The sequence below is a fragment of the Ruegeria sp. O4 genome (assembly GCF_056535125.1).
Map to the genome: position 1 here is coordinate 65371 of NZ_JBQERO010000008.1, position 26596 is coordinate 91966.

Genomic DNA, 26596 nt, shown 5'->3' on the forward strand with positions numbered 1-26596 from the left:
TCAGGAATCCCGCCAATCAAAACCTTCATCGCAGAAGGCCATAAATCGGATTGATGTTTCACTGATGCGGATCAGATCACCGCTGGAGAGTGCGATTGTGCTCAGAACGGGTTTACCATTCAGGCGAACAAGGTTGGCCTTACCGCCATGCCCCAGATAGCATTTCCGATCTTCCGGGTCATAAGCAATAACGGCGTGGTTCGAACGTGAAATGCCCGTGTCGCCGAAATCCAATTGGATCGCCTGGTCATCGTTTCGGCCGATTTGCATCAGGCCTTCGTTCAGGGTGATGCTTGCGCCCCGTCCGGGACCTGCCGTCACCACCAGCCAACCAACCGGGAATGTTTCCTGAGCGGCTTCGGTTTTTGAGACGGGTTCTGATGTTTCGATCAATTCCTGAACATGCGTGTCCGCACGCTCAAACCCAAGGAACGTTGTTTTGACCCGCGAGCGACGGTCCTCGGCTGGGGCGGCAGGCGTGGGTTGAGCCTGTACGGCACCCTCTTCCACCACTGCCGGTTCTTGCACGGACGGGGCTGCAACCTCAGCTTCCACCGTTTCCGGCGCGCTCATTTCAGCTACATCCAGAGGCGGCGCAACTTCATCCGGTGTTTCGGCAAGCTCGTCTGCTACATGCAAAGTGATGATTTGATCGTCCGAGATATCCTCGTCATCGTCGGGGTCGGCCATCAAGTTCTTGGTATCTTGGTCGTCCTCGTCAGTTGCATCTTCAACGAAGATGGACACTTCAACCGGCTCTTCCGTGTTCTCCGCCGCAACTTCGTCGAATTCCGGCATTTTCTCTTCAGGGATAAGCTCGTCTGTTTCCTCATAGGATTCAGACGTCATGTTTCCACCGGCCAGTGCGGCACGCAGCGCGTTGAAGTCTGCGATAGGCTCCTGCTTTTCGGTTTCAGGTGCCGCGCTGTCAGCTGCATGAGCGTTTTCAGCAACATCATCTTCTTTGGATTTGCCGGCACCTTCGAGAAGCCGGCTCAGAGGGCTTTTGTATTTGAACATGGTGTCGACACCTTCGAATTGTTGGCACGGACCTTTTGTGCCATGGGGCTGCTACCTAACCCTGCGTGGAACAACGCAGAGACACTCAATTGAAAACATGGAAACTGGTACTCTCTGCGGCGGGCCGGTTCCCGCCGGGCGGCAAACTTAAAGCCACCCTCAGTAAACACACACTGGCAGATCAAAATTGAACCGGTCAGATCACTCCTGCGCTAACTGCATGGTCGCAGCTACCTCAGCACCGTTGCGCAATACGGTCAGCTTTGCCTCTGGCTGACTGTCGGAAACCAGCGCAGCCAGCATGCCATCAAGGCTTTCGGACGTATTCAATGTCATGTTGGTCTGGCTTTCGCTCAACAGAACATCGCCTTTTTGCAAGCTGCCTGTCGCCTCGGCTGGAACCGAGCTTACTTTTGTTTGCCACCCTTCACCTCCCGAGCTGCTGACTGTGAACGAGTAACCGTTCTCCAATCCGACCGAGCGCAGAACAGGCAGTGCCAGCAGGCCATTCTGCGCGCGGGTCTTTCCAAGCGGCCGGTAGCGGGCTGCAACCCGTGTAAAGCCGTCTGGGTCGACGCTTAGCTTGTCCAGGACTTGCGCCGCGAAAGAGATGTCCTGACGAACCGGGTTGCCGTTCAGAGTAAAGATCACAACTCCGGGTTCCACCCATTCGCCGATAACGTTCATGTCCTGATTGGCGTCCACACCGGTAACCGCAATAGTTGCACCTGTTGCGGTCCGGCGGCGGGACGTCTGGAAGGGGATTTCAACATCCCAATGGTGGAAAGATACCTGTTGTTCGACCGGAGTGCCGGAAGCGGCATCGGTTTTGGGTTCGTCCACAACGGCCGCAACCTCTTGTTCTGCAGGTTGTTCCTGGGCACCGGCAGTCTCGGTAGCTTCGGACGCTGTTTCTGAAGCGGTTGGTTCCGCAGGTTCAACTTGCGCCTGCTCGACAGGCTCATCTGGTTCAGGTTGTTGCTCTGAAGCGACCGTGACGTCGGGTTCAGGTGTTTCGGCCAAGGGTTCTTCCACCGCGGGCGGTTCTGCTTCGGCAGTTTGTGTGGTTGCTTCAGGCAGCGTCGTCGTAACCTCGGCTTGTTCTTCACCTTTGTCGCCGGACATCACGAAGAAACCGCCTGCGGCCAACGCTGCCACAAGCACTGCTGCACCAGCGATCATCTTGCCGCTGCCACCGGATCCGCTCTGAACCACGGTATCAACTGCGACCGGTGTTTCCGCTTTTGCAGAAATCTTGGCCATCTCGGGTTCATTCTTTTTTTCGTTTTCCCGAACAATGTCCGAGTTCCCGGCAAGCAGAGCCGTCACAACCGCTTCGGCATTTTCACTTTCGGCCTTGATCCGCGCCTTTTCTTCTTCCTTGTCCTTGCGATCCATGCCGACAATCACGGAAACCGGGCGATAGGCGAATGTATCAAACATCACGCCAGGGCCGCGGAACATGCGCAGCCAATCTAGGGCTGTCTGCAACCGGTCCGTTGCGTGTACTTCCATTGCCTTGTCGATTGCTTCGAGGAATCCGTTGGGGTATCCGTCAAAGCGGCCTGCCAATGGGGTATAAGGGTCGTCTTGCCCGTTGTTGAATGCATTCAGGCGGCTCTGGCCGTCTACCGGGCGTTCACCACTGATTGCGTGATACAGAGTCGCGGCCAAGACATAGAGGTCACTGCTGGGCCCTTGTTCGGCACCACGGACGTAAAACTCGTGCGGCGAATATCCGTCTTTTATGACGCGCAGGGTCAACAATGCGGCCGACTTGTTTGCGGCTTGCTCACGCGCGGCACCGAAGTCGATCAGGACCGGGTTTCCGTTTTCGTCAATCAGGATGTTATCGGGTGAAATGTCACGGTGCAGCATCCCGCTTTGGTGGATGAACGACACCGCGGACAGCATCTTTTCCGTGACTTGCACGATAAAGTCAGGACCACCGTCGTTTTCCGGATTCTCAACATAGTCCAGCAGGTCGCAACCTCGGATCAGATCCATAGCGATATAGGCGGTATCGTTGTCTTCGAACACCTGATGAACGTCGACGATGTTCGGATGCACCAGACGCGCATGATTGCGGGCTTCCTGAATAAACAGGTCGATAATGGCGCGCAAATCATCCTTGTAGGACGGGTCGTTCGGCTCAACCAAGTCCCCGTTGCGACGGCACAACGCACCGGGGAAACATTCCTTGATCACGACATCACGCTCCAGGCTGTCGCGTGCTAAATAGGTGATCCCAAATCCGCCGTTGCTGAGATATCGGAGGATCTCATACTGCCCGCGCAACAGCTTTGCGCCCGGTTGCAGTCCTTCAATTTTTGGTTCGTCGTGCGTTGCACCGACAGCCTGGTTGTGGCTCATTTTAATCCGCCCGTTCTACTCATTTTGCGGCTTAATTAAACAGGGCCGGCAGCCCACGAACTCACAACCAAAAACAACCGCAGGACACTTGAGAACGGTTAGACGTTTCAAATTTGACTTTAATGGGGCCGCCTGATGGCTTCACTAAGGATCGTTTTTTCGAATATGGCATATACGGTGCTAGTGCGAAGCAATAGCACAATATATTGATTAACGGGGTGGAATAAATGAAAACTGACGACCCCAAATCGGTCTCTTGGTCTACGAATTCGAAACAATAAAGGGCCGATTCTTCGGCCCTTCGAATCGCTGAACAGCGCTTCAATCCTGATGGAAAGTGCTAGGTACCGGTTTTGGATTGTGCCGCGGCGACGGTACTGCCAGCCCATGCAAGGTTGTCACCAAGCTGTACAAGTATGCTGATTGCGTCTTTCAAAGGCGCATCTCCGCTTTCAAACTGAAGCAACAACAACAAGTCAGTCGCTTTTTCGAATTCGGCCGGAATCCAGTCAGCATCCGGATCGATCTCGCCACCTTGGTCCAGCCGTTCCGCGAAATCTTCGACGATTTCCTGGCAGCTTTGCAAAAAAGCTGCGGGTTCAATGGCAGTGGTGTCACGCAGATCTTCATAAATGCTGGCAATGGCAGCCAACCAGTCTTCAAGAATGGGGTTGTTCAGTGGCGGAAGGGCAGACCCGAGCGTTGACTGCATTGACGCAGCATCGTTGACGGAAGGTTCCGGCTCTGGCCCATTCAATGTTTCCAGGAATGGCAGAAACTCGTGCTTCAGATCCTTCCGGGCAGCGTCAAGGTCACTGCGCCGCCGGTCAGACGCCGCATCAAGGACCTTTTCCGCGAGTTCTTGGCCGCCACAGTTTTCCCAAAGATCAAAATCTGGTTCCGGCTCTTGTGCCATGGCGCGCACCGCGACGGGCGTGCCAATTGGGACCACAGCGCGAAACAGTCCTTCTTTTTCTTTGTTCAATCGAGCCAGTACCCGATCCAGAGCTGCCTGCACCGGGGGCAAATCAGCATGTGTAACTGCCAGCAGGCTGTTGGCTCTTAGCTCGGGCGGCACCTGCGCCCACAAATGCCGTTCTGTTTCACGCCATGCGCTTGTGCCGTTGGTACACCAGATGGCACAGTCGACGAATTTCAGCAGGTCCAGTGTCTGTTTGTATGTATCATCCAATGCGCCAGAGCCGGGAAGATCGAACAGTGATATCTCTTTGAGAGCAGGTGTGTTCAATCCAACCGAAATAAAGTCAGGCTCATCCGCAGCGGCCTTTTCCAGTGCTATGCCAGAATATGTCTTTGGCTCCTTGTTCCACCAGCCGACTGTCGTCTCTGGCGTATCCGCGTAGGCAACGATGACAAGTGGCAGCTTCAGGTGCTGCGGACCGGTTGGAAGGATATCCGCCCCTGCCAGCATGTTCGCAAGGCTTGACTTGCCCGCCCCGAACTCTCCGGCGAAACCGATGTTGACCGCGTTGGACAGGCGCTCGGCGTGGGCCAGGGCCCGTGCGCGCATATCTTCCAATTTCGGGTCCGACGACAGTTTTTCTGTCGTTGTCAGAAAACGCTCCAGCTGGCGCACTTCCTGTTCGGTTCCGGGAAACTCAATCATTCCGCAGCCTCTGCTTGTCGTTCGTCCACGTTGCTTGTTCCAAAGACACCATCCAACTCGTCAGCAATACGGCGCGCCCGTTCGAACGCAGCTTGTGCTTCCGCCTGAGCATTCAACTCACCCGCTCCGGAACGGTGCTCAAGATGGCCTGCCAACAGGGCCAAGTAATGATCCAGAACAGTTTTCAACCGGTCCAGAAGGTTTTCACGCGTTGTGTCGATCAGGTCATCGCCAATCAGTTCGAATTCCTGCACGATCATGCGCTCGGCCCGCGTCACAACACTGTTGCGCGATATCAGGCGCGACAACCAGTTTACACGCAGCTCAACCGTAATGCCACGGGTCAGGGCGGTGGTGTCCGGGCGGAACCAACGCACTGCACTTGTGTTCATGCGATTATCGACTGGTTCCTGCCACCCTGGCAGTGCCCGCAAAGCGGCGTTGCATTGCATGTCGATCGCGTAAAGCTCGCTCAACATGCGTTGCCGCACCACTTGCGATGCGCCTTGAACCAGCTCGCGCATGTGTTCGCGTAAAGGGGTGAAATTCAACTCGGTAGCGCCGCCTTTGGCAAGCAATGGGGATTGTCCTTCAGGTCCGCGCACCACAACAAAGACGGATTCAGAGACCGTGTCGTCCATGACCCCACGCAGGTTTGAAAGAACTTCGTCCATGTCCTTGACAATGTCTTGCGATTTATCCGCAATCAGTTTGCGCAGATCGCTCAGCGTCTTGTCGCTGTCCTCAGCGGTGTGTGCACCCGCGCTGCCTTCATCTTTCAGGGCACGAAGATGTACCTGGGACCGCTCCAAATCGCCACGCGCGAAGCTGTCGAGATGCTGCCACGCCATCCGAAGCTGTTCGTTTATCGGCCCGTCCGCCAACGCCTGAGTGACATGGCGGCGCAAGTCCGGCAAGCCTGACGCAATCATCGCGGCAAACCGTAGTACAGCCTCGCGGCTGATGGGGCCCGGTCCTTGTTTGATCTCGGCCACACCGTTCAGGTATTGTTGCATCTGTTCCGGGTGCGCCCGCAACCACGCCAAAATATGATCGTGGTTCACACCGGTTTCATCGCCGGTCAGCGCATAGTGCGCCCATTGTGCGCTGCCCATCAGGACATCGATATTCGAAGTACCCAACGCTTTTTCGAGCCCGTCTACAACATCCAGACGCACCTTTGCCGCATCATCGGCCCCGCCGCCCAATTCATCGACTCGGTTGATGAAGACAACGATCTGTCCAAGTTCCAATGCCTGCATCAGCCTGAACAGTTTCAGGTCCGCACGCGACAACGCCTGATGCGCTGACAGAACCACCACAAAGAAATCGGATTCCTTGAGATACTGACGCGAAATCTCCTCACGGATCAGCAGGGGGTCATTTACTCCGGGCGTATCAGTGACGGTCAGAGGGAATGGGAAATGTCCGATGTCGAAATAGACCTCGGCCTTGCGCGTGATGTCGCTGTAAAGTCCCCGATCACTGCCGGGGTCAATTGTTCCATCTTCCGCAGGGTCGTCCCCGGCGCACACGTAACGCGCCAGATCATCGGATGTCAGTTGATCCAGATCGTGGTGTTGACCCAACAGCTGTTCATAACTGTCCCCCAGTCGCCGACGCGCCCGGGTCTTCATGGCTTCGACCTGCTCTTCGATCATCTCGCGCTTGTAGCTGTCCTCGTCATCCGGGAACATGTTGCGCAATTCTTCGCCTTCAGCGATCAGTGATTGCCACTGGTAGTTGTCGAAGAAATGGAACTCGGCCCCTTCGGTTCGACCGTTCGGGTGCCCGAAATGCATGTCGGTGATCACGGTCGTCCACGGGTTCACGTCCGACGGCAGGTATTCTGCCTGACCGGTGAAGCCGTTGATCAAGCGCGACTTTCCTGCTTTGATTTGCCCGACGAAGGCAACTGACGGTTTCAGTTTCCCCAGATCACCAATGATGCGCGATATGAACTGACGCGTTTCATCATTGCTTGTCCCATTCATGTCTTCTGCGATGCGAATAAGCTCGCGGCGATGTGTTTCACTCATTACTCTTTACCCTGACTACAAAAAAACAACGCATTGAATTAGTCGAAAATTTGAATGCTTTGGGGGCGGTCATTCCTCAGCCTCCTCCAAAGATTTCCAAAGATTGATTACCGCACCAAGTTTGCGGGCATCATGAATGGCCACAGCAATCTGTTCGTTGTCGCTCAGAACAGCCATGCCCGCACCCTTACCACCCGATGGCCGCATGACGATCAGATGTGGGCCTTCGAATTCGTCCCGGGTGTCGTTGTTCCAACCAGCAAGATCTGAAACAAAACGTGTCAAAATCTCTTTATTGGCGTGCATTCCCTCGGAAGGTTTACAGGTTCCTTCGCAAACCAGTGCAGTGTTTTCCATACTGTCCACAAGAACACGACCTGTGGCAAAGCGTGCAGCCCCGTCAAAAAACTGTTGCGCCAACGAATTGCCCGACCCTGCTGCCGGGGCAGGGCTGTTGTCTGAAGGTTTTTCAACGTCCGGAACGACAGACACAATGGGCTCAGAGGAAAGCTCAATTCCGGCGCAGGCGTTCTCGATCTCACTCAGCGTAATACCAACATCATCAGCCTCCAGCGTCGAGGCTGGCTTTCCAGACATCAGTTCCAGTGGGGCAGGGGCGGCTGAAATGTCAGAAATCAGTTGGGCCAGTTTGTCGACCAGCGCGGTACGTGATTCCGTTTCGAAATCGGGGATCTGCCCGGACGGCACCTGAAACACATCCGTGATCCGGGAGCTGTTTACTTCGATTTTCAGGCAGCTTCCGTTGGCCGCGGTCAGCTCCAGTCGTCTGGGCAATATCGTTCCGCGAATGAAACGCAACACAGCCGCCCGACGGGCTGTAGCAGTTTCACCGGGGACAATCACCGTCGGAGACAGGCGGGCAACCGAAGACCGCCCGATATCTTCGAGCATGTCGAGAATGTCTGTGTCCATCATACCGTGACCCCCTCTGGTCCCGTTCAGACTGCGGCCGCAACCGGCTTGAGACTGAGATGCGATTTCGTGAGCGCCAGCCCTACATTCGTGCTGTTGCGGCAGATATAGCAGACCACATGATCAGGATATTCCTTGGTCCGCAAAAAGATGTTCAACCGGTCTTTTGAAAATACCGCGATTTCCCCAAACCCGGCGTTTTCCTCATCAGTGTTTCCGGCCTCGTGCAAGAGCGCTTCAAATGCAGCGACACCCCGCCCCTGAAACAGATTGGCCACTGCTATTGCCAAAGTCTCCAGCGATTCAGCGCAATCAGAATCAGAGACACTGCTGCCCAAAAGCATGCCGGTCTCCATGTCGATATACCCGGCTGCAATGCAGTCGGGTATCGTTTCAATCGCGGTGTTCAATGCATCCTGAATGGACATTTAACTCTTTATCGTCCTTCTTTTCAGCGCCTTGATTAAGGCATCCTTATAAAACATGCCATTCTGCATTGCTGTTTTCTTTCGTTTTTGGAATGGCTTGCGGGGGGTGTCTGGACTGTTTCGCACTATATTCAACTGCGATCTGGTCAAATTCGGCAAGAAAGGCTTTGAATACATTCTGAAGCCCGACTGCGTCCTTTGGCAGGTCCTCCTTGATTGTAATTTCCCGCCACATATCCGACGCGCTAAGCGGCGACCCGGCTGCGGATTCTGGAAGATCGATGTGCGCATCGTGGCGGATATCGCGGGCGTCTTCCTCGACTGAGGCTACGACTTCTATCAAGCCGTTTGTCTCAGGCTCAGGTTCGTAATCCTCGGCGTTGTTCTCGGGCTGAGCGGCCATCAGAGCCGCAATGGAGGATACCGAGACTTCGATACCCCGATCATCACGCGATTCAACTTCCGGCGTGAAAACTTCGACTTCGTCCGCTTCGGCCGCGGCTTCACGCAGAGTCGTGTTCAACGAGGTCAGCACGTCATCAACGGGCTTGTCGCCCGTTTCAGCATCAGGAGCGTCACCCAGCAGGTCGTCAGCATTATCGGCAGCACCGAATTCACCGGACAGGTCGAACTCGTCCACGTCTTCTTCCAGACCGGCGACATTCTTCAACTCAAGAGGATCGCTTGAGGTGTCCTTGAAGAAGGCACGCAACTCGTCGCTGGTATCGGTTTCCTCAGGCATCTGCTCGGTGTCTGATACCATTTCTGCCCGCAGCCGTTCAGCGTCTTCCGGGTTGATCCGAACCCGTTCGCCTTCGTCAACGCGTCGCTCTACACGGGCTGGCCGGATGGGGAAGCTTGTTACGACATTATGATCGTCGGCTTCTGGTTGCTGTTCGTTTTCCAGCGGATTGACCAGCCGCAAAGGAGTAGCTTCGATGCCGTCCGCCAGTGCCTCTCGGTCGTCTGGTTTGCGGGCGGGGCGCAGTGGTTGAACCTTGAATGCGCCGGACTGGCTTTTGTCGATCTGGTACCGCGCCAGCTGATCGGCGCGATTGTCCATGATCTGTTCTGTGATTTCCAGAAAACTGTCGATCATCTTGCCGCCACCGCTGCGCGACCACATTTCGGCGTCGCCAGTCTTGTCGCGGGCATTGATCGCATCCCGGGCGGAAAACAAAATGGACCGGTTGAACAGATGTCCGGCTTCGCGATTGACACGTCGCAGAACCTTTTGACGGTCTTTAAGGTTTAGTGCATCCGCCCGCGTCACCAACAGCAGCGAGTTGTGTTGCAAGCGGTCCGGCAGCGAAACCCACGTTGCACGTTCGGTTTCGCGCCAGGCTTGCGTCGCATGGGTGCACCAAATGACGCCGTTTGCCTGCCCGACTGCGCGCTGCCAGACATCTGTCGAGATTTTGGGGTCCGAGATGCCGGGGGTGTCGATCAGATCGACGGCTTCCAAAATGTCTGCCTCAAGGAAGATACGAATGAACTGCGCGTCGTTGACGCCAACAGTCTCAAGCTGATCCAGTTCGATTGGCTCAACGCTTCCGTCATGTCGCTTGATATATGGTTTTTCACTGCCCCAGCTAAACCAGACCGGTGGTAACTGGGTTGCAGTAACCTGCGTTGGCAAGGTTTGCGTTCGCAGTAAAAAGTTCATCAGTGTGGATTTGCCAGCGCTGAATTCACCCATCAAAGCGAAAACCGGTTTGCGGCGGGACCACTGCTCGATACGTTCCCATGCTTTCGGTGAAACAAAGCGTGTTTGTGAATCTTTTGCCATTTTTCTACTTATGCCGCTTCGTTGCTTAGGTCTTTCAGGATGTCACCCAGAATCTCGTCTCGCGATTTCTGAGGTTGCAGGCCCGCCATCGCTGCCGAGGTCTGGCCGGAGTTTTTGTCTGCTGATGATGAGATGCTCAGCAACGTTTCCTTCTGTTCCCGCATGAAATCCGCCAGAATAGCGCGGACGTTTTCCAACACGGCCGCAATCTGGTTTTCCTCGATATCCTTGGTGATCGAATTCGCCTCGGACGCGATCAGGCGTGTGTAATCGGCAGCGTATGCTTCAAAGCCTTTGCGCTTTTGCCACCAGCGTCGCCACCAGGTACTTTGCAGGTCCAGAGCGATCGTCCGGCCAATCCCCAATGGTGGTGGAACGCGCGGCACGATAGGTGCTTCGATGCTGAATTCGCCCAGGTGGTTGCCAAGAATTTTGTGATACAACGCTTCGACATCTGCAGCCGCAGTTGAGTAGAGCGCGCCAGCATCCTTACGCATTGCGCGGGCAAAACTGAAATAAGCGGCTTTTTGCAAAGTCCTCAATCCAGCAGGGTCGTATTGCCAAGTGCCTTGCTCGCCATTCTTTTCAAGGTGCGCGATCAGAGAATCCGTGGCGCGCTTCACAAAATTCGCCTCGGCTGAGTTCAGGCGCTCCAATACTTTGTCACGTAATGCATTGGTCAGTTCGGCTGCTTTCTTTTCATATTCAGCAGAAACTTTCGCAATTGCATCTTCCGGAGAAACACCGTCAAGATCACGCGCAACGCCTTCACCCTCTGACAGAGTCTTTGCCACGGCGGTGGCACGAATCTGGCTGGCGATGTTGCGGGCGCGATGGCGAACCCGATCCATCAGCCGCGCTCCGGCACCTTCTGCAATACGCTCGTTTATCGCCAGCAGCAGGTCAGGCAAACCGGACAATGCCCAGATTTTATCCAGCGAGGGGGCCTGATCACCGAACCCGGCAGCGAGGTAAAATGTATTGAGTGCTTCGCGGGATTCCTCGTTCAGAATCTCGGGGTTCCCGGTCAGTGCTGCCTCGGCCCACAAGGCACTGCCGAACACGACACTTGTCTTTGCGTCGATGTTGTTCTGTTTCAGAGTGTCCAGAATCCGGTCGCGGATTTCGGGGACTTGATTGACCGGGTCTGACAACTCGTCAATCCGGTTCACAAACAGGACAATCTGGCGGTTCTCAAATTGGGCGATGATCCGCATCAAGGCCATGTCCATGGTGGTCAGGGCCTGGCTTGCGGCAAGCACCACAACACAGACTTCGGACCCGCGCAGGCTGCGCAGGGTAATCTGTTCACGCACCATGAAGGTATCGTTGACACCCGGCGTATCACAAAGCTTCAGCGCAATCGGGTACTGAGGGATATCCATGTACAACTCGGCCGACTTGGTCACATCTGCGAACCGGCCTGTTTTTGGATTGATATCCGGGTCGTCCTCATCGCCCAGGCAGACATACCTTTGGATCAGTTCTTCATCGAAGTGATCGTATTGGTGGCTTTGGCCAAGTATCAGATCGAAGTGCTTTCCAAGACGCTCTTCCGACTTTGCTTTCATCTCGCCGATCTGACGGCGAATGTCCTCCATCTCGTCATCTGCACCGGCACGGTTGGCCAATTCGCCCAACCGGCCACCCCCGACCATCAGATTGTCCCATTCTTCCTGCTCAAAGAAGGTGAACTTGGCCTTGGTATCGCCCGGTGGACGCGTGTTGATGTTCAGGGTTGTGACGACCGACGTCCACGGGTTCACATCCGACGGAAGCAAAGATGGGCGCCCCGCAAGAATGTTTACAATCGATGATTTGCCCGCTTTTACCTGACCGACCATGGTGATGCTGGCGGTGAAGTTTTCCATCCGGGTCTTGAGTGTTGCCAGACGTGCCGAGGAGCGCGCATCAGCCACCTCAGTCAATTGATCAATCTGCGCCGTCAGTGATGACATTGCCGAAGTCATTGGCGCCAGAGCTTCGTTGCCTACAGACAACAGGTGATCATTGCGCGCCATGCTTAACCTCCGGTTCCCGTAGCTGCGATGCGGGGTTCATGCGAAGGACGGCCCGTTGGAATTCCTGTCAGCGTGTCGATACGTGCGATCAGGTCCAAAGCGTTGCCCAGAATGTCAGCCTCGGCGCGCGGGCTGATGGTTTCGTAAGCCTTGGCGTCAGCCAGCACTTCGATCGAGCTGAAGCGATCGCCGTTTTCAAGGCACGCAACGCGGCGTCCGGTCGGGAAACCTTCGGATTTGACCGCGGGCAATGGCATACGCGCATTGGCCAGCAGGTAGTGGTCTCCGGAATGGGTTCGGAGCGATATCCCAAAGCCCGTGTTCGGGTGGTCCCGGTTCAGGATCTTGAGTTCGCCAAGAAAGCTTTCGCGAGCAAAGAAGACAGCCTCTTGCTCGGCAGTAGCGGAGGGATTCAGATCGGTCACAGCAGTAAACCTTGTACTGGAGTTGAGCAGGAAACTCGTACCGGCGCCAAAGTGGCAAAAAAGACTCATTAACTCCTGCTAAACAACAAGACCCTTCAAGGCGGTCTTATTTTGACGTGAATAAGATTTTTTGGCGTTTGAAATGTGGCAGCTTTGTGGTGGATTTCTCTTGAGAATGCCTCAACCTGCGCGGGAATGCATATGACGCAAGAGCCATTCCGCACCTACTGTATGAAACCGAGCGGAGACCGGCGGAACACAATTGCCTGAACCTGACGGTGCGGGACATTCAAAAATCTGTGTGGCCCTGAAGGGCACTTTAGTCGGATAAGTTATCCTTGTTGTTTCAGAAACCTGAAGTTGCTCTCTGAGTTGGAAAGGGTCGCAGATGCGTTTTCTGGGGTGTCGTGGCGAGTAATCCCGCGCCTCCTCCCATGGGTTCAACTATGAACGCGCAAGGGCAATGAAGTAGGATTTCCATGTTCGCCAGTGGTGATCTGACAACAAGCTGTCGGCTTTTTCTAGGACTTTGGTCAACGTAAGAGCGATATTTCGCAGGCTAGCTGGGTCAAATTTTAACTTCGGCACGAATGAAGAGCTCTTCCTAAATAGCGTGGACATTGTCCCGCAGGATATCGGGTTTCACGGCCACTGATGTTCCCATCAACTTTCCACTGACAAGCCTCTTGGGGCTATACATCTTCATAAGATAGCGTGGTTGCCCCATATCTCATCAGAGGATCTACAAACTTGGCGATACATGTATTTTACCCCTCGCGCTCGGAAGCAAGCTTTGTTATTGACCGCTTCAATCCAGCGCTGCGGCGCTGAGTTGCGGGTGTGGCGAAATTGGTAGACGCACCAGATTTAGGTTCTGGCGCCGCAAGGCGTGGGGGTTCAAGTCCCTCCACCCGCACCATTTTGATGAATTGAAGTTTTGAAAATTTAAGTTTCTAGTTTGCTTCAGCGTCCCCAACTGGCCCCTTGTTCACTCGCTGCCGGATTTCTTGTCTTCGATCCAATCGCACACCTCTGACACCCTTAAAAGTGCGCATCTTTTCCATTGGTGAATCGGGCTTTCCTTATCAGTCCATAAGTCCAGAGGAGGTTAAGAAAACCGCAGGGATCCCGCGCAGATCGCAAATGTTGAACGGGTTGGACTGGAACAAGCTGCTTATCGCGCGCAATTGGCCAATTGGCAGCAGCGGAACGCAAACCGGGCGGGCTGTAATGGGTGATTTGTTTGGATTGGGCTCAAAGGCGATTGACAACGTGCGCTCAGTCTTGCGTGATGAGGGTTCTGCCTTCTTTGAAACAGCGTCTATTGACGATTACTTTCTAACAGATAGCCTCAAAAACCCGGCTTCGCTTCAAGAAATAGCTCCAAAAGTCAATAAGGAGCCGATCATGCAAATCTACCCCCGTGGGGAATTGGGCGGTGATTTCACCAACGTCTTTGCGCCCAACCTCTCAGGCTTGGTTGCACTACTGGAAATGTGTGAATTTGAAATAGTGAAGGCTGAAAACGTTAATTCTTACGCGAGAGGTCGAGCCATGGCGCACGCAAAGGCCATTAACGACCATAACGTGTCATTCTATAGGAATCGAGAACTTGTCCTATTGCCGAAAGGCGTGGCAAACATCTGAAGACGACCACTGACTTCCTCCACGGGAAGATAACTTGGCCGAAATCAACAAATGATCCAAAAACCCTGCTTTTGCTGGGCTTAACCCATTGGAGATAGGGTATGCCCTGAGACGGATGGGGAATTTACTCCCAGCCAGCCGACACAGCATCCGTCAGCGGGCGGCTTGTGGATTTTGGCGACGTAAACTCGCGGTTTTCGAACCTAGAGGCAGATAACAACGCCGTCCGGCCTGTTTTGGCAGGCGATACTGGCCAAAACAGCGTTAACAATGTGGCCTCAAGTCTTTTTGTCGAGGTTGCCAAGTTGATGTATCGCGTCGGTGATCTCAAAATCGCCGGGGATAACTTAAACCCAGGCACGTACATCACAGGAACGACTTTGGCATTGGAAAAAGCGCATGAGTCACGTAAGCCCAGAGGAGGTTAAGAAGGCCGCAGGGATCAATGACTGGAAGATATGAGGTACGTCTGCGTGGTAGGTAGCTGGCGCTTGCAAACGAACTGAGCACATCCGGCACACGAAACATTTTGGATATCGTTGCGGCCGATCAGCGGCAAACAACAAAGGCACCTTTGGGCACCTTGTTTTACTGGTCGGAGTGAGAGGATTCGAACCTCCGGCCCCTGCCTCCCGAAGACAGTGCTCTACCAGGCTGAGCTACACTCCGACCGTGGCGGGTGATCTATACGCGGCTTTGCCGATGCGCAAGAGGATTTTGAGAAGCGATCATCCTAATCTTCCGTCTTTGGATCGGTAACGGACGGGCTAAACAGGTCACGAGACTCTCATGGCAGCGGATCCGTTTTGTACAGACGGATCTTGGTGCCTCCGTGGTCCACGACCGGACCGGGCGCCAGCAAAGGCAGGCGGGTCGCCCGAGCCAAAGCCGGAGCGCTGGTCACAATCCCGACACGCCATCCTTGAAACCGGCTCATCAAAGATTTACCCAAGGCTCCGTAGACAGAGCGCAGACGCTTTTCATCTCCAATTCGCGCCCCGTAGGGAGGGTTCACAATGACCAGCCCGGCGGGTCCCGCAGGGGGTTTGATGTCACTGACGGAAAGCTGTTGAAAACGCGTGTTGGCGTTAACCTGCGCTCTATGGGCGTTGGCTGTTGCGGCTTCGATAGCTCCGGCGTTGCGGTCAGAGCCACAGAAGGTGAGAAAACACTCAGCGACCTCTGACTCGCTGCGCATGTCTTGCCAGCGGTCAGGGTCGAAGCCCGCAAGGTTTTCAAACGCAAAACTGCGGGACCGACCAGGGCGCAGCCCCAGGGCAATCTCGGCGGCTTCGATCACGAAAGTACCCGAACCGCACATCGGGTCCAACACCGGTTCATTGCCGCTAAATCCGCAGTCACGCAGAAACATGGCTGCCATCGTTTCGCGAATTGGCGCTTTGGCAATTGCTTCTTTATGACCACGCTTGTGCAAAAGCTCTCCAGAACTGTCGACGGAAAATGTACAGATGTCCTTTTCGATTCTCAGCAAGATCCTGACATCGGCGTCGGAAGATATCGGAGCGCCCAGAGTTTCGGATATCGCTTGTTCAACTCTCTGCCGTGCGGCACCGGCATGATATATTCTGGATTTGCGGCTGGTGGCCTCGACTTTGACCGGAACACCGGAGCGCAGGAACTCGCCCCACGGGAATTTGCGCGCACGTTTGTCCAATTGGGCTAAATGCACGGCAGGAAAACTGCCCAGACGAACCAGAACCTTGTTTGCACCGCGTAAGGTCAGGTTGGCGCGCCAGACCTCGGACCACGAACCACGGCAAATGACACCCCCTGGAATCGTCTTGACCTGAGCGAACCCGTTGGACTGCGCCTCGGCACAGAGGGGGGCTTCAAGGCCCGGGGTGGCAATCAGAAAGATTTCGAAGTCTGTGTCTTTTTTCATTCCGGTTGCTTACACTGGAAGTTCAGCGGGCGCGACACGCAATTTTGACCCGAATTTTTGGCCATCTTGAGGGAAAACTCCAAGATTTTGCAGTTTGATCTTAACTTTCGGCGGTAACAGGTTTGCGTTTGCGGGCATCCGCGCGTAAAGGGTCCGTGATCAGAAATACGCCTGCGGAATTTGGACCCGTTTCGACGCTTTTGCGATGGGCACCGGAAAAAACCGCGTTATTGCATGACCCCTAAAGGGTGTCGGCAGGGCTGGCGCAGGAAAGAGGCTTGGAAGAACGTAGCGGTATGCAAACTTTCAAACTTAAAAAAGGGTTGGACCTGCCAGTGGAAGGCGCTCCCGACCAAACCATTCATCCGGGTCCGGAATACTCGACCGTTGGTGTTCTGGGTGGGGACTACATTGGCCTGAAGCCAAAGATGCTGGTGCAGGAAGGTGATAGTGTCGAGCGGGGTACGCCGCTCTTTTGTCACAAAGATGCGCCTGACGCGATGATGGTCGCACCGGTGACTGGCAAGATTGTTGCCATCAACCGGGGTGCCCGCAGGGTGTTGCAGAGCGTCGTCATCGAAGTGTCCGACACCAATGACACGGGCTTGGATTTTTCGAGCGTGGGCGATGCGCATAGCGCCGAAGGCGTGACTGCAAAACTGTGCACCGCGGGTCTATGGACTTCATTCCGCACGCGGCCTTATTCGAAAATGCCGGAACCCGGTGCCAAACCGAACGCGATTTTCGTGACAGCCATGGACAGTGACCCATTGGCGGCTGATGCCGCCACGATCATTGCCGAGGCACCCGAGGCCTTTGCCGCTGGGTTGGTAGCAATCAGCAAGCTGACAGAGGGCAAAACCTATCTTTGCCAGAAACAAGGCGACACGATCCCCGGCGCGGATGTTGCCGGTGTCGAGGCCGTGGCGTTTTCCGGTCCACATCCATCGGGCCTGGCAGGAACGCATATTCACTTCCTCGAACCGATTGCGGGGGAAAAGCAAGTCTGGACTATCGGTTATCAGGACACCATCGCGATTGGCCGCCTGATGCAGACCGGGCGTCTGGATCCGAGTGTTGTGATCGCCTTGACCGGGCCCGGTGCGCGTCAGCCGCGTTTGATCCGCACCGTGATGGGCGCGTCCACGGACGACTTGACACGAGGTGAGGTAAGTGTGGACGGAACGCCCCGCATTATCTCGGGTTCGATCCTGTCGGGTCAACATGCCGACGGACCGACCGCATATCTGGGCCGGTTTGCCCGTCAAATCTGTATCATCCGAGAGGATCACGATCAGATTCCGATGGGTTGGATCCGGCCAATGCCTTCCAAGTATTCCGTCCAGCCAGTATTGGGCTCGGCCTTTTCCAGAAAACTCTATGCTTTCACGTCCAACCTGAACGGTGGCCGCCGCGCGATGGTGCCGACAGGCGTGTTCGAAGAGCTGATGCCGCAGGATTACCTGCCCACACAATTGCTTCGGGCGTTGCTGGTGATGGATACGGATACGGCTCAGGCACTGGGAGCGCTTGAGCTGGACGAAGAGGATCTGGGCCTTGTGGGCTTTGCCTGTCCGGCGAAATATGAATACGGGCTGGCGCTGCGCGACTGCCTGAAAAAGATTGAAAAGGAGGGCTGATCCGAATGGGATTGCGTAACTTCTTTGACCGGATCGAGCCGAACTTTACCAAGGGCGGCAAGTACGAGAAGCTTTTTCCGATCTACGAGATGGTGGAAAGCTTCATCTACACTCCGAAAACCGTAACCACCGTTGCTCCTCATGCGCGGTCTTACGTGGATATGAAGCGCATCATGACATATGTCGTGATTGCCACTATTCCTTGCATCCTGTGGGGAATGTGGAACACCGGTTATCAGGCAAATTCGGCCATTGCCGCGCTTGGCCCAGAGTCTGCAACTGGTTGGCGGATTGCAATTCTTCAGGTTCTTGGCATCTCGTTGAATCCGGACAGTATTTTTGCCAATGTCATGCACGGGCTTATGTACTTCCTGCCGATCTATATTGTCACGTTGGTGGCAGGCGGTATTTTCGAAGTCATTTTCGCAACCGTCCGCGGGCATGAGGTGAATGAAGGCTTTCTTGTCACTTCGATGCTTTACGCCCTGATCATGCCTGCAACCACGCCTCTGTGGCAGGTTGCCCTGGGTATTATCTTTGGTGTTGTCATCGGCAAAGAGGTATTCGGCGGCACTGGTAAGAACTTCCTCAACCCTGCCTTGGTGGGGCGGGCGTTTTTGTATTTCGCCTATCCCGCGCAGATGTCGGGCGATGCAGTCTGGACCCCGGTTGACGGGTTTTCCGGGGCGACGGCTCTGGCTGTGTCGGCTGCCGAAGGCTACCAGGCACTGGCCGCTGACGGTATCACCTGGTGGAGCGCGTTTTACGGCACCATTCAGGGCAGTATCGGGGAAACCTCGACTCTGGCCTGCCTGATCGGTCTGGCCTTCCTGCTGATCACCAAGATTGCCAACTATCGGCTGATTTTGGGATGTCTGGCGGGCACAATTGCGTTCACCTGGCTGTTGAACCTGATCGGGTCCGAGACGAACCCGATGTTCGCAATGCCATGGTACTGGCATGTCGTGTTGGGCGGTTACGCCTTTGGTCTGGCTTTCATGGTGACCGAGCCGGTCTCGGCAAGCCACACCAATGTCGGGCGCTATATCTATGGTGCACTGATTGGTGTCATGGTTGTGTTAATTCGTGTGATCAACCCAGCCTTCCCCGAAGGTATGATGCTGGCCATTCTGTTCGGCAACGTCTTTGCACCGCTGATCGACTATTTTGTCGTTCAGGCCAACATCAAACGGAGGGCGCGTCGCCATGTCTGATACGCAATCCCCTGAACGCAAGGGCGCGATTGCCCGGTTTCTGGCGGCCTCGCCGGATTCGGTTGGCAAAACGATCTTCATCGCTGTTGCGGTTTGTCTCGTTGCCTCGATGATCGTGTCGGCCGCGGCAGTCAGCCTGCGCCCGGTGCAGGAGGCCAACAAGCTGAAGGACAAGCAGGTCAACATTCTGCAGGTGGCGGGGGTGTATGAACCCGGCATTGATGTCAGCCAGGCCTTTGCCGCGTTCGAGCCGCATGTTCTGGATCTGGCGACGGGCGAATTTGCGGACGATCAGTTCGACCCAGCCACCTTTGACGATCTGGCCGCTGCCGGTGATCCGGAATTAAGTGTTGCCCTTGACGATGACCCCGCAGGCATTGGTCGCAAGGCAAAGTATCGGGTCATCTATCTGCTGCGCGACGACAGCGGAGCGTTGGACAAGGTGATCCTGCCGCTGCATGGCTATGGGTTGTGGTCCACGCTTTATGGCTTCATCGCGCTGGAAAAGAACGGCAACGACATTTTCGGCCTGCAATTCTATCAGCATGGTGAAACGCCTGGTCTGGGTGCCGAGGTGGACAACCCGCGTTGGAAGGCGTTGTGGAACGGCAAGAAACTGCATGATGACGCGGGCGCCTTGCAGATCACCGTCGCCAAGTCACAACCAGCGGCCGGGCCCGAGTTTTTCGTAGATGCGCTGGCGGGCGCGACCCTGACATCGCGCGGGGTCGACAACCTTGTGAAATTCTGGATGGGCGATGCGGGTTACGCGCCGTTCCTGGCCAAGTTGCAAGCAGGAGAGATCTGATGTCGCAGACCAAGAAAGAGCTGCTGGTCGACCCCCTTGTCGACAACAACCCGATCACCTTGCAGGTGCTGGGAATCTGTTCGGCACTGGCTGTAACCTCATCACTGCAAGTGGCCTTTGTCATGGCCATAGCGGTGACGTCGGTGACGGCGTTTTCGTCGATGTTCATCTCGATGCTGCGCAACCAGATCCCGGGCTCGATCCGGATCATCGTGCAGATGGTGATCATCGCCTCGCTCGTGATTCTGGTGGATCAGATACTCAAGGCTTATGCCTTTCAGATTTCCAAGACGCTGTCGGTGTTTGTCGGCCTGATCATCACCAACTGCATCGTAATGGGCCGTGCCGAAGCATTCGCCATGAAGAACCCCCCGGTGGCCTCGTTCATCGACGGTTTGGGTAACGGCATGGGTTATGGCCTGATCCTGATGCTGGTGGGCATCATCCGGGAGTTGTTTGGATCGGGCAGCCTGTTCGGCGTGACAATCCTGCAAACGGTCAACAATGGCGGTTGGTACGTGCCCAACGGCCTGTTGCTGCTGCCACCTTCGGCGTTCTTCGTGATCGGCCTGCTGATCTGGGCTTTCCGCACGTGGAAGCCGAACCAGGTTGAAGAACGTGAATACAAAATCCAGCAGGTAGAGGCGCACTGATGGAAGGGCTTATCTCTCTGGCCGTGAAGGCCGTCTTTATCGAAAACCTTGCGCTCAGCTTTTTCCTTGGCATGTGTACCTTCATCGCCGTGTCGAAAAAGATTTCGACTGCCATCGGGCTGGGAATATCAGTCATGGTGGTGCAGGCCATCACCGTGCCCGCCAACAACCTGTTGTTGTCCTTCCTGCTGAAACCGGGCGCATTGGCATGGGCCGGGTTCCCGGATGTGGATCTGACCTTTCTCGGGCTGATTTCCTATATCGGCGTGATCGCAGCGATGGTTCAGATCCTCGAAATGATTCTCGATAAGTATTTCCCGCCGCTCTACAACGCGCTGGGGATCTTCCTGCCTTTGATCACTGTGAACTGTGCCATTCTGGGTGGTTCGCTGTTCATGGTCGAACGCGACTATAATTTTGCCGAGGCGACCACCTATGGCATCTCATCCGGTTTCGGCTGGGCGCTGGCAATCACTGCGATGGCAGGCGTGCGCGAAAAGCTGAAATACTCGGATGTGCCGGACGGGCTTCAGGGGCTGGGCATCACCTTTATCACCGCCGGACTGATGGCGATGGCCTTTATGTCCTTCTCGGGCGTGAAACTGTAAGGGGGGCGTGAGAATGGAAACCTTTTCGCTCGGCGTTGTCCTATTCACCCTGATCGTTCTGGCGCTGGTGGCCATCATTATGGCTGCACGTTCCAAGCTGGTGTCGACCGGCAACGTCAACATTACCATCAATGGTGAAAAGACTATCTCGGTTCCGGCGGGTGGCAAACTGCTGCAAACATTGGCGGCCGAAAAACTGTTTGTTCCGTCAGCCTGCGGTGGTGGTGGTACCTGTGCCCAGTGTCGCGTGAAAGTGCATTCGGGTGGTGGTTCGATCCTGCCGACCGAAGAAAGCCATATAACAAAGCGCGAAGCCTCCTGTGGCGACCGTCTGTCCTGTCAGGTGGCGGTCAAGCAGGACATGGAAATCGAAGTTCCAGAAGAGGTCTTCGGCGTCAAGAAATGGGAATGCACCGTTCGCTCGAACGATAATGTCGCGACCTTTATCAAGGCCCTTACCCTAGACCTGCCCGAAGGTGAGGACGTGAATTTCCGCGCCGGGGGCTACATCCAGATCGAAGCGCCCGCTCATCAGTTGAAATACACTGATTTCGACGTGCAGGAAGAATATCGCGAGGATTGGGATCGCTTCAATCTGTGGCAATACGAGTCAGTTGTGAACGAACCTATCGAGCGCGCCTATTCGATGGCCAACTATCCGGATGAAAAGGGCATGATCATGCTTAACGTCCGGGTTGCTTCACCGCCTCCGGGCTCAGAAGGAATTCCGGCGGGACAGATGTCGTCCTACATCTTCAACCTGAAGCCGGGCGACAAAGTCACAATCTCGGGTCCATTTGGCGAGTTTTTCGCACGTGAAACCAAGAAGGAAATGGTCTTCATCGGTGGTGGCGCCGGTATGGCACCGATGCGCAGCCACATCTTTGACCAGCTCAAACGCCTTGAGAACCGCGACCGCAAGATCAGTTTCTGGTACGGTGCGCGGTCCAAGAAAGAGATGTTCTTTGTCGAGGATTTCGACCAACTGGCGGAAGAGTTCGACAATTTTGAATGGCATGTCGCTCTGTCGGATGCCCAACCCGAGGATGAATGGAAAGGCTATACCGGCTTCATCCACAACGTTCTGTTCGAAGAGTACCTCAAGAACCACCCGGCACCCGAGGATTGTGAATACTACATGTGTGGGCCGCCAATCATGAACCAGTCGGTTATCAACATGCTGCTGGATCTGGGCGTGGATCGCGAAGACATCATGCTCGACGATTTTGGCGGGTAACTAAAGTAACCGGCGCTGAGTGCGCCGGTTTTTTCATTCCGGCGCCAGATCGACCTATTTTCCGTAATAGTCCCGATACCAGGCGACGAACTGTGCGATACCGTCCTTCAGGTCGGTCTGCGGGCGATAATTCGTCAGCCGCTGCAACAGCTGATTGTCAGCCCAGGTGGCATGAACATCGCCCATCTGCATTGGCATAAAGTTTTTGACCGCTTTCTGGCCAACAGCCTCTTCGATGGCTTCTATGAAATCCATCAGACGCACCTTGTCTCCGTTGCCAATGTTGACGATGCGGTACGGTGCAACGGGCGACAAGCTGTCACCATCTTCGATATCCGCGCGGCTGGTTGGGCGGACCGGCGGAACATCGATCAGCAACCTGATCCCACGCACAAGGTCTTCTACATGCGTGAAGTCGCGATACATGTCGCCATGATTGTAGATGTCGATTGGTCTGCCATCCAGTATCGCAGCGACGAATTTGAAATAGGCCAGATCGGGGCGCCCCCAAGTGCCGTAAACGGTAAAAAATCGAAACATGGTGGTCGGCAAATCCCACAGATGGGCATAGGAATGCCCCATCGCCTCATTCGCCTTCTTAGTGGCGGAGTAGATCGTCAGTTGGGTGTCGGCTTTTTCTGTTTCGATGAACGGCATGTCCTCGTTTGCACCGTAGATTGATGAGGTCGACGCCATCAAAAGGTGTTCCACTTTGTGCTGACGCGCGATTTCCATCACATTGAACGTGCCCACAACGTTCGACTCGATATAGCTGCGGGGAAATTCAAGGCTGTGCCGCACGCCTGCCTGCGCGGCCAGATGTACGATGATATCGGGCTGAAAGTTCTCTGCGACCTGCGCAAGCCGGTCAAAGTTTTCCAAACGGTCTTCGGTAGCTGTAAATCCCGGGGTTTGAAGCAGTATCTGATGTCGGCGTTGTTTCAGGGTTACATCATAGTAGTCGGTCATCCCGTCGTAGCCGTGTACTTGAAATCCTTCTGCCAAAAGCAACTTGGCCAGGTGGAACCCGATGAACCCGGCAGAACCTGTAATCAATACTCGTTTCATAAAACCCTCAGAACTCACTGCAAATTCTTCGCTGATCGAATGGCGTTGATCCTATCATCAGATCAACTGCTTGCGAACATCCTGGGGGCCATATCGGACAATCTAAGGCTCGTGGTCAACACTTTGCCTACTCAAACAGTTGCTGATTGCGACCACTACGCCGGGCGGGTAGGGATCAAATGCCATGATGAAAGACTGGATCAGACGGCGGTTCCAATCCGCGGTGAAGAAAAGCACCAATGCGATGCCATGCGACGTGGCACCCGCAGAAAAGGTGACGGCCGTCGGCGACATTCACGGTCGTCTTGATTTGCTTCAGGCGGTTTTGCCACGACTCGACGATCAAAGCCCACTGGTCTTTCTGGGCGATTACATCGACCGGGGGGCATACAGCGCGCAGGTACTGCGGCATTTGCATCACCTGAGTGAAGCGTCAGACGGGCGGGTGCAATGCTTGCTTGGCAATCACGAAGAGATGCTGCTGCAATTTGTAAACGACCCGGAACGTTACGCCAGGCTTTGGTTTCATAACGGCGGAGCGGAAACTCTGGCATCTTTCGGCCTCGTATGTCCCGACGAGTTGGATAGTGGAAAGCATCTGCCTGAACTGGCAGAGCGTCTGCGGCACAAGATGGGCGACAGCTTGCTGGACTGGCTTGCAAATCTGCCGCTGACCTGGACCAGCGGCAACGTCACCTTTGTCCACGCGGCACTTGATCCGCGGCTATCCATTCAATCCCAGGATCGCCAAATCTGTCTATGGGGGCATCCGATGTTTCCACGGCTTGCCCGCAGTGACGCGCAATGGGTTGTGCACGGTCATACAATTGTAAGCCAACCCCGGGTTAGAAACCGAGTTGTGTCGATTGATACCGGTGCCTTTGCCTCGGGCAGATTGACCGCCGCTGAAATAGACGGCGGCAGTGTTAGGTTTTTTTCAATCGGTTGAACCTAGCCAACGATCATCTGCTTCATACGAAGCGCTTCATACTCCAATTCCCTCAGACGGAAATGCACCACGTCACCGATAGTGATGACACCGCACAAATTGCCATCACGCAGAACCGGCATATGACGGAAACGCCCTTCGGTCATGGTTTTCAGCACGTCATTCAGCGTATCCTCGGGCGTACAGGCCTTTACATCCCTGGTCATCAGGTCTTCGACCGACTGTGGCAGGGTCTGTCCGGGCGTATCGGCCATGCGACGCACGATGTCGCGTTCCGACAAGATCCCTTGCAATGCCCCGTTCTGATCTGTCACCAGAACAGCGCCAATCCGCTTTTCCTTGAGCGTGTTCACCACCGAATGGATGGTATCATTAGGCCGCACCGAAAACACCGCATCCCCTTTACCCTCAAGCAACTTGGCCACGGTCGTCTGCGAATGCGACAGGTTTGATTCCGCTGATTGGCTGTAGGTTGTCTTGTCAGCCTTGTCACCGCGCGACGGCGACTGGTAAGAGGTTGGAGCCATGGGCAATCTCCTTTTGGTTCTTGCAAAGTCTTTCCCTTTCACCTTAGCGCAGCTAAACGACCTGTATAGGGTACAATTGCACGAGTTGGCCGAACGCAGGTCAGCAAAGGGAGCTTAAGCCTTTGAATGAACTCTATCTTACGCCCCCGGTTGCAGCGCTGATCTTCTTTGCGGCTGTTGTGTGCGGTCACAACTTTCGTATGGCGTGGAAGCAACAGCAGCCCGGGTGGCGCAAACGCGCGTGGTTGTTTGGTATTCCGGCCGGAACTGGTCTTTTACTGTTGGGTTTCCTTCCGCTGAAACTGTAATGCCAATTTGACTCTGGCGGGGACCGCTGTCATATGCCGGGCACAGAATGTCCCGGAGAACGCCCAATGCGTCTTTTGCCCATACTGGCCTTTTTCACCCTTCTTTCAGGCTGTCTTTTTGACAAGGAACCCGAAGTGGTCCGTCTGTCCGGTGAGACAATGGGCACGACCTACAATATCACCGCAATTGGCGAAGACCTTGACGAAGACGCACTGGCTGCGGCCGTCAGTGATAAGTTGGCAGCTGTGAATGCCAAGATGTCCAATTGGGATCCGAACTCGGAAGTTTCCGTTTTTTCCGCGTCGTCCAGCACAGATCCAATGCCTGTTTCCGACGAATTTGCGCTGGTTCTTTCGGCGGCGAACGAAGTGCACGCGAAATCCGGTGGCATTTTCGACGTAACCCTCGGCCCTTTGATCGAACTTTGGGGTTTTGGCCCACGCAAACCCGAGGACCCGGTGCCATCTGATGCCGATATCAACGCAGCGCTGAACGGTGTAGGTCAGGGCCGCTTGCTGAAGCTCGATACACATGCTGGTACGCTTGCCAAGTCAAACGCCAGTGTGGGCATTAACCTGTCCGCGATTGCAAAAGGCTATGGAATTGACGCTGTTGCGGAAACCTTGCAGGCCGCTGGCATCGAAAACTATCTGGTCGAAATTGGCGGCGATCTTGTGGCCAAAGGTAAGAATGACGAGGGCGAAGCGTGGCTCATTGGTATCGAGAAACCTGAAACGGGTTCGCAAACCATCCAACTGGTTGTTTCACTGGATGATCGGGGCATGGCCAGCTCGGGCGATTACAGGAATTTCTTTGAACAGGATGGAGTGCGCTATTCGCATATCATCGATCCGACAACAGGCCACCCGATCACGCATCGCACCACCTCGGTTACCGTGCTGGCCGAAAACGCGATGATGGCCGATGCCTGGGCAACAGCCATGCTGGCTTTGGGTCAGGAAAAGGGTCTTGCTTTGGCGGAGGAGCATAAACTTGCCGTGTATTTCATCTCGCGGGATGTGACAGGCGGCGAAGATGCCTATATCACTGCCCATAGTGCGGCGTTCAAAGACGCGCTGGGATTGAACTGACTGTTGGAGCTGAGATGAGTACCTTTATTCTGGCCTTCATTCTTCTCGCTCTCGTCATGGTGGGCATGTCATTGGGTGTCATGCTGATGGGAAAGACCATCAAAGGCAGCTGCGGTGGTCTAAACGCGATCTCGGGCGCTGACAAATGCGTTGTCTGCCAAAAAGACATCGACCCCGACAGCCCACTGCGCGACAAGCTGCAATGTAAACGCGCCAAGAAGATGCTGGAACAAATGGACCGTCAGGCCTGACGCAGGTTTTGCTTCGTTCTGCGGACAGAAGGGGCT

Annotated in this window: 23 protein-coding genes and 2 tRNA genes; 12 read left to right on the forward strand and 13 right to left on the reverse strand. The window is 55.0% G+C overall.

Annotated elements, in window-relative coordinates; genetic code table 11:
* From ACR0J7_RS11240 to ACR0J7_RS11280, 9 genes are all read right to left on the reverse strand, one after another.
* Nucleotides 1-1020: an FHA domain-containing protein gene (locus ACR0J7_RS11240; RefSeq protein ID WP_480914326.1), complete on the reverse strand. Its 1020-nt coding sequence runs from the start codon at nucleotides 1018-1020 to the stop codon at nucleotides 1-3.
* 201 nt (nucleotides 1021-1221) lie between these two features.
* Nucleotides 1222-3393, reverse strand: coding sequence for a serine/threonine-protein kinase (locus tag ACR0J7_RS11245; RefSeq protein WP_480914327.1), 2172 nt, complete (start codon nucleotides 3391-3393; stop codon nucleotides 1222-1224).
* A gap of 340 nt (nucleotides 3394-3733) precedes the next feature.
* Nucleotides 3734-5020 (reverse strand): dynamin family protein, encoded by a 1287-nt coding sequence (locus ACR0J7_RS11250; protein ID WP_480870453.1) that lies wholly within the window; start codon nucleotides 5018-5020, stop codon nucleotides 3734-3736.
* Nucleotides 5017-7059, reverse strand: a complete 2043-nt coding sequence (locus ACR0J7_RS11255) for a dynamin family protein (RefSeq protein WP_480870456.1) — start codon at nucleotides 7057-7059, stop codon at nucleotides 5017-5019. Before ACR0J7_RS11255 ends, ACR0J7_RS11250 begins: the two co-directional genes overlap by 4 nt.
* 69 nt (nucleotides 7060-7128) lie before the next feature.
* The gene (locus ACR0J7_RS11260; RefSeq protein WP_480914329.1) at nucleotides 7129-7995 is read right to left on the reverse strand and encodes a hypothetical protein; all 867 of its coding nucleotides are present in this window, start codon (nucleotides 7993-7995) and stop codon (nucleotides 7129-7131) included.
* Between the two features lie 23 nt (nucleotides 7996-8018).
* Complete coding sequence (locus tag ACR0J7_RS11265) at nucleotides 8019-8420, reverse strand: hypothetical protein (protein WP_480898782.1); 402 nt, start codon at nucleotides 8418-8420, stop codon at nucleotides 8019-8021.
* Between the two features lie 46 nt (nucleotides 8421-8466).
* The gene (locus ACR0J7_RS11270; RefSeq protein ID WP_480899939.1) at nucleotides 8467-10086 is read right to left on the reverse strand and encodes a P-loop NTPase family protein; all 1620 of its coding nucleotides are present in this window, start codon (nucleotides 10084-10086) and stop codon (nucleotides 8467-8469) included.
* Nucleotides 10087-10217: 131 nt separating this feature from the next.
* Entirely contained in the window at nucleotides 10218-12230 is a 2013-nt protein-coding gene (locus ACR0J7_RS11275) for a dynamin family protein (RefSeq protein WP_480870467.1), read from the reverse strand.
* Between the two features lie 2 nt (nucleotides 12231-12232).
* Nucleotides 12233-12655: a hypothetical protein gene (locus ACR0J7_RS11280; protein ID WP_209507691.1), complete on the reverse strand. Its 423-nt coding sequence runs from the start codon at nucleotides 12653-12655 to the stop codon at nucleotides 12233-12235.
* 834 nt (nucleotides 12656-13489) lie between these two features.
* On the opposite strand from ACR0J7_RS11280, the gene ACR0J7_RS11285 reads away from it, so the two are divergent.
* A tRNA-Leu gene (locus tag ACR0J7_RS11285) sits at nucleotides 13490-13574 on the forward strand.
* Between the two features lie 128 nt (nucleotides 13575-13702).
* Nucleotides 13703-14302: a hypothetical protein gene (locus tag ACR0J7_RS11290; protein WP_480910957.1), complete on the forward strand. Its 600-nt coding sequence runs from the start codon at nucleotides 13703-13705 to the stop codon at nucleotides 14300-14302.
* Nucleotides 14303-14894: 592 nt separating this feature from the next.
* Here the strand turns inward: ACR0J7_RS11290 and ACR0J7_RS11295 are convergent.
* Both ACR0J7_RS11295 and ACR0J7_RS11300 read right to left on the reverse strand, forming a co-directional pair.
* Nucleotides 14895-14971: transfer RNA gene (locus ACR0J7_RS11295), tRNA-Pro, on the reverse strand.
* A 118-nt stretch (nucleotides 14972-15089) separates the two neighbouring features.
* Nucleotides 15090-16205, reverse strand: coding sequence for a THUMP domain-containing class I SAM-dependent RNA methyltransferase (locus tag ACR0J7_RS11300; RefSeq protein WP_480914331.1), 1116 nt, complete (start codon nucleotides 16203-16205; stop codon nucleotides 15090-15092).
* Between the two features lie 296 nt (nucleotides 16206-16501).
* On the opposite strand from ACR0J7_RS11300, the gene ACR0J7_RS11305 reads away from it, so the two are divergent.
* The 6 genes from ACR0J7_RS11305 to nqrF are packed head-to-tail and all read left to right on the forward strand — an operon-like array spanning nucleotide 16502 to nucleotide 22365.
* A complete protein-coding gene (locus ACR0J7_RS11305; RefSeq protein WP_480914333.1) occupies nucleotides 16502-17845 on the forward strand; it encodes a Na(+)-translocating NADH-quinone reductase subunit A in 1344 nt (447 codons plus the stop codon).
* A 5-nt stretch (nucleotides 17846-17850) separates the two neighbouring features.
* Nucleotides 17851-19059: an NADH:ubiquinone reductase (Na(+)-transporting) subunit B gene (locus ACR0J7_RS11310; protein WP_480483685.1), complete on the forward strand. Its 1209-nt coding sequence runs from the start codon at nucleotides 17851-17853 to the stop codon at nucleotides 19057-19059.
* Entirely contained in the window at nucleotides 19052-19867 is an 816-nt protein-coding gene (locus ACR0J7_RS11315; RefSeq protein ID WP_267365756.1) for a Na(+)-translocating NADH-quinone reductase subunit C, read from the forward strand. The genes ACR0J7_RS11310 and ACR0J7_RS11315 overlap by 8 nt, the downstream gene beginning before the upstream one ends.
* Nucleotides 19867-20520: an NADH:ubiquinone reductase (Na(+)-transporting) subunit D gene (locus ACR0J7_RS11320; protein WP_267365754.1), complete on the forward strand. Its 654-nt coding sequence runs from the start codon at nucleotides 19867-19869 to the stop codon at nucleotides 20518-20520. The genes ACR0J7_RS11315 and ACR0J7_RS11320 overlap by 1 nt, the downstream gene beginning before the upstream one ends.
* Nucleotides 20520-21128: an NADH:ubiquinone reductase (Na(+)-transporting) subunit E gene (gene nqrE, locus ACR0J7_RS11325; protein ID WP_209507136.1), complete on the forward strand. Its 609-nt coding sequence runs from the start codon at nucleotides 20520-20522 to the stop codon at nucleotides 21126-21128. The genes ACR0J7_RS11320 and nqrE overlap by 1 nt, the downstream gene beginning before the upstream one ends.
* 13 nt (nucleotides 21129-21141) lie before the next feature.
* Nucleotides 21142-22365, forward strand: a complete 1224-nt coding sequence (gene nqrF / locus ACR0J7_RS11330) for an NADH:ubiquinone reductase (Na(+)-transporting) subunit F (RefSeq protein ID WP_267365752.1) — start codon at nucleotides 21142-21144, stop codon at nucleotides 22363-22365.
* 54 nt (nucleotides 22366-22419) lie between these two features.
* Here the strand turns inward: nqrF and ACR0J7_RS11335 are convergent, their stop codons facing one another.
* Entirely contained in the window at nucleotides 22420-23433 is a 1014-nt protein-coding gene (locus tag ACR0J7_RS11335) for an NAD-dependent epimerase/dehydratase family protein (protein ID WP_480914335.1), read from the reverse strand.
* A gap of 184 nt (nucleotides 23434-23617) precedes the next feature.
* Between ACR0J7_RS11335 and ACR0J7_RS11340 the strand changes: the two genes are divergently transcribed.
* Nucleotides 23618-24382 (forward strand): metallophosphoesterase family protein, encoded by a 765-nt coding sequence (locus ACR0J7_RS11340; RefSeq protein WP_480914337.1) that lies wholly within the window; start codon nucleotides 23618-23620, stop codon nucleotides 24380-24382.
* Nucleotides 24383-24384: 2 nt separating this feature from the next.
* On the opposite strand, the gene ACR0J7_RS11345 is transcribed toward ACR0J7_RS11340, so the two are convergent.
* Nucleotides 24385-24909, reverse strand: coding sequence for a CBS domain-containing protein (locus ACR0J7_RS11345; RefSeq protein WP_480483689.1), 525 nt, complete (start codon nucleotides 24907-24909; stop codon nucleotides 24385-24387).
* Nucleotides 24910-25031: 122 nt separating this feature from the next.
* On the opposite strand from ACR0J7_RS11345, the gene ACR0J7_RS11350 reads away from it, so the two are divergent.
* From ACR0J7_RS11350 to nqrM, 3 genes are all read left to right on the forward strand, one after another.
* A complete protein-coding gene (locus ACR0J7_RS11350) occupies nucleotides 25032-25217 on the forward strand; it encodes a hypothetical protein (protein ID WP_480483690.1) in 186 nt (61 codons plus the stop codon).
* Between the two features lie 66 nt (nucleotides 25218-25283).
* The gene (locus ACR0J7_RS11355) at nucleotides 25284-26309 is read left to right on the forward strand and encodes an FAD:protein FMN transferase (protein WP_480910937.1); all 1026 of its coding nucleotides are present in this window, start codon (nucleotides 25284-25286) and stop codon (nucleotides 26307-26309) included.
* Nucleotides 26310-26323: 14 nt separating this feature from the next.
* The gene (nqrM, locus tag ACR0J7_RS11360; protein WP_267366293.1) at nucleotides 26324-26560 is read left to right on the forward strand and encodes a (Na+)-NQR maturation NqrM; all 237 of its coding nucleotides are present in this window, start codon (nucleotides 26324-26326) and stop codon (nucleotides 26558-26560) included.
* Nucleotides 26561-26596 lie beyond the last annotated feature (36 nt).

Coding starts and splice junctions, on each gene's coding strand:
- ACR0J7_RS11335 (WP_480914335.1), bottom strand. CDS start 23,433: ATGAAACGAGTATTGATTACAGGTTCTGCCGGGTTCATCGGGTTCCAC.
- ACR0J7_RS11315 (WP_267365756.1), top strand. CDS start 19,052: ATGTCTGATACGCAATCCCCTGAACGCAAGGGCGCGATTGCCCGGTTT.
- ACR0J7_RS11305 (WP_480914333.1), top strand. CDS start 16,502: ATGCAAACTTTCAAACTTAAAAAAGGGTTGGACCTGCCAGTGGAAGGC.
- nqrM (WP_267366293.1), top strand. CDS start 26,324: ATGAGTACCTTTATTCTGGCCTTCATTCTTCTCGCTCTCGTCATGGTG.
- nqrF (WP_267365752.1), top strand. CDS start 21,142: ATGGAAACCTTTTCGCTCGGCGTTGTCCTATTCACCCTGATCGTTCTG.
- ACR0J7_RS11355 (WP_480910937.1), top strand. CDS start 25,284: ATGCGTCTTTTGCCCATACTGGCCTTTTTCACCCTTCTTTCAGGCTGT.
- nqrE (WP_209507136.1), top strand. CDS start 20,520: ATGGAAGGGCTTATCTCTCTGGCCGTGAAGGCCGTCTTTATCGAAAAC.
- ACR0J7_RS11340 (WP_480914337.1), top strand. CDS start 23,618: ATGATGAAAGACTGGATCAGACGGCGGTTCCAATCCGCGGTGAAGAAA.
- ACR0J7_RS11275 (WP_480870467.1), bottom strand. CDS start 12,230: ATGGCGCGCAATGATCACCTGTTGTCTGTAGGCAACGAAGCTCTGGCG.
- ACR0J7_RS11265 (WP_480898782.1), bottom strand. CDS start 8,420: ATGTCCATTCAGGATGCATTGAACACCGCGATTGAAACGATACCCGAC.
- ACR0J7_RS11255 (WP_480870456.1), bottom strand. CDS start 7,059: ATGAGTGAAACACATCGCCGCGAGCTTATTCGCATCGCAGAAGACATG.
- ACR0J7_RS11250 (WP_480870453.1), bottom strand. CDS start 5,020: ATGATTGAGTTTCCCGGAACCGAACAGGAAGTGCGCCAGCTGGAGCGT.
- ACR0J7_RS11300 (WP_480914331.1), bottom strand. CDS start 16,205: ATGAAAAAAGACACAGACTTCGAAATCTTTCTGATTGCCACCCCGGGC.
- ACR0J7_RS11240 (WP_480914326.1), bottom strand. CDS start 1,020: ATGTTCAAATACAAAAGCCCTCTGAGCCGGCTTCTCGAAGGTGCCGGC.
- ACR0J7_RS11310 (WP_480483685.1), top strand. CDS start 17,851: ATGGGATTGCGTAACTTCTTTGACCGGATCGAGCCGAACTTTACCAAG.
- ACR0J7_RS11260 (WP_480914329.1), bottom strand. CDS start 7,995: ATGATGGACACAGACATTCTCGACATGCTCGAAGATATCGGGCGGTCT.
- ACR0J7_RS11345 (WP_480483689.1), bottom strand. CDS start 24,909: ATGGCTCCAACCTCTTACCAGTCGCCGTCGCGCGGTGACAAGGCTGAC.
- ACR0J7_RS11245 (WP_480914327.1), bottom strand. CDS start 3,393: ATGAGCCACAACCAGGCTGTCGGTGCAACGCACGACGAACCAAAAATT.
- ACR0J7_RS11320 (WP_267365754.1), top strand. CDS start 19,867: ATGTCGCAGACCAAGAAAGAGCTGCTGGTCGACCCCCTTGTCGACAAC.
- ACR0J7_RS11270 (WP_480899939.1), bottom strand. CDS start 10,086: ATGAACTTTTTACTGCGAACGCAAACCTTGCCAACGCAGGTTACTGCA.